At 52.8% G+C, this 2059-nt stretch carries 2 protein-coding genes; both read right to left on the bottom strand.

Annotation, left to right across the window (positions count from 1 at the left end; translation table 11 throughout):
- Positions 1–605: 605 nt before the first annotated feature.
- Complete coding sequence (locus E5J99_RS20825) at positions 606–1319, bottom strand: hypothetical protein (protein WP_167852277.1); 714 nt, start codon at positions 1317–1319, stop codon at positions 606–608.
- A 370-nt stretch (positions 1320–1689) separates the two neighbouring features.
- A complete protein-coding gene (locus E5J99_RS21695; RefSeq protein ID WP_210114505.1) occupies positions 1690–1887 on the bottom strand; it encodes a hypothetical protein in 198 nt (65 codons plus the stop codon).
- Between the last annotated feature and the right edge of the window lie 172 nt (positions 1888–2059).

Here is a 2059-nt window from a genome sequence, read left to right as displayed (position 1 = left end):
CAGGGCAAACAGGCGCAGCAAATAGCGAAATTTAAGGGTCGAAATTTTGCTGCACTTATAGTAGCGGTTAGCAAGCTGCATAACAGGAAGTTACGCCCATTTTCTTGACTCCTTCTTCCTAAGCCCCAAATAGATTACCACATCTGTTTTCCTTTTGGTAATCTATTCTAATCTATTTTAAAATAGATGACAAAGAAGCTGTTTAGAAAGTCAAAGAACGTGATGCTTCGGCTGCGCGGACGCTAGATGAAGCATCACGTTCTAATTGATTTTGGCGACTTCCTGAACAGCTTCAAAAAGAGTGCTTCCAGCGGCGCGGTACCAGCTTGCCGCTGGCGCGGCAGTGGCGATACAATCCCCAGCCGATGGCTGGTCACGAGCTACGGCTGCGCCTAAACTCGCGCCAGTGGGGGGGGGGCGCTGGCACGGCAGGGGAGGTAAAACCTCCACACCGTGCCGCGGCACTAGTTACGCCTCGTTAAACTCGCCCCAGTTGGGGCGAGTCGGGTAACCACGCAACAGCTGCCATTGACGGCAAAGGGGCCGCCTGCAGTAACGCAGGCGGCCCCCCTTTGCCGTCAATGGTAGGATGACACTACGGTTTGCTATTTGGCAACAAAGGTAAAAACGATGTAGCCAGGATTGCTAAACAGTCTGATCTTAAGCGAAGTAGCCGTCAATACGTCAATGGTGCAATTTTCACCCCAAACCCGGATGTTTGCACTAGCGGTAGTAGGGCAATACGATTCCGTGACAGCAGTAAGAGGAGATACGGGCACCTGGGTGCGACTGGTAGTACCAACGGTTTCCCAATTATCGAACGTACACTGCCCGTTTACATTGTAGACATAGTTGATAGTGGAACCAGAAGCGGTAGGCGTATCTTCTCGTATCGCACCAGAGGCTTCATAGGCGGTACGTCCCATAAGCTTCCATGCTTTGGTAGTCCCGTTGGTTAGCAGCTGCTTGTTGGGGCTGGCAATACAGATGGACATCGTGCGGCTTAGCGGTATCACTTTCGTTGTTTCACAGCCACTGGCACTGCGCACCGACACCGGATACGAGCCATCGGCATATGGCCCGTTGAACACCTCACTCGTTTGGTAGGATTGCTTTGCCACGGCATACGTGTAGGGAGCAGTGCCGCCATTTACATTATACACCAGAATGCTGCCGGCACCATCCATGCCTACGTCAAAGGTGAGCGGGGTTGCGCAGGAAGATGAGGAGGAGGGGTCAGCGGACTCCTCTTTTTTGCATCCTCCCAAAAGGAATAGAAAACAGAGTCCTGCGCTTAGCAACAGTCGGTAAGGGGGCATGATCCACAGAATTAGTAAGGTTGCTACTGCCAGAAGTGACGGGACCAACCATTGGGGGGCACTTCAGGAATATAAGGCAAAATTACCTTGCTACTTTTCCGGCCGCAATACCCACTTGTGGGTATTTAGGTTCTGCTGTTACCCCTCTCTACTGGTTCGAATGTAGGCGCAGCCGTATCTCGCGCCCCGCCATGCCGGGAGGCTGCGTCTGCCCCGGTAGAACGAGTACGCCACCCGGATTGCTCCAGGCGGCGCGGTGCCGGCTTGCAGCTGGCGCGGCAGTGGAAGTACAACCTCCACACGATGGCTGGTCACGAGTTACGGCTGCGCCTAAACTCGCGCCAGATGGGCAAGATGGGGCCAGAGGTTGCTATTCCATATTCTGTATAAGCACTTTTAGCCTTTTCAGGAAATCGGCCATATCACCGCCAAAATACCGAGGCTTCTTAAACTCGTCGTACATGATGGCTCGGGAAAAATCATCAGTGCCATTATCACCCGTAAGAAGGTCAAAAGCTTCACTGTTCCGCTCAATTTGAGTGGTAGCTGACAGGATAATATGTTCCACTTCGCGGCGTGCTTTTTCCCTGATGATTTTATTCCGACCGTGTTCATATAGCGGTTTCGCGAACCGTAGACACCCGATGTAGAGACGCGTAGTCGCGTCTCATCGTTGAACGAAACCGTGCAGGCGGCGCGGCCGACAAGACGCGAATACGCGTCTCTACATCAGCCGGGTT

This window comes from Hymenobacter elongatus, assembly GCF_004745955.1.
GTDB classification, from domain to species: domain Bacteria; phylum Bacteroidota; class Bacteroidia; order Cytophagales; family Hymenobacteraceae; genus Hymenobacter; species Hymenobacter elongatus.
Note: the sequence above shows the minus strand (reverse complement) of the source record. Positions and strands in the feature narration are given on the sequence as shown.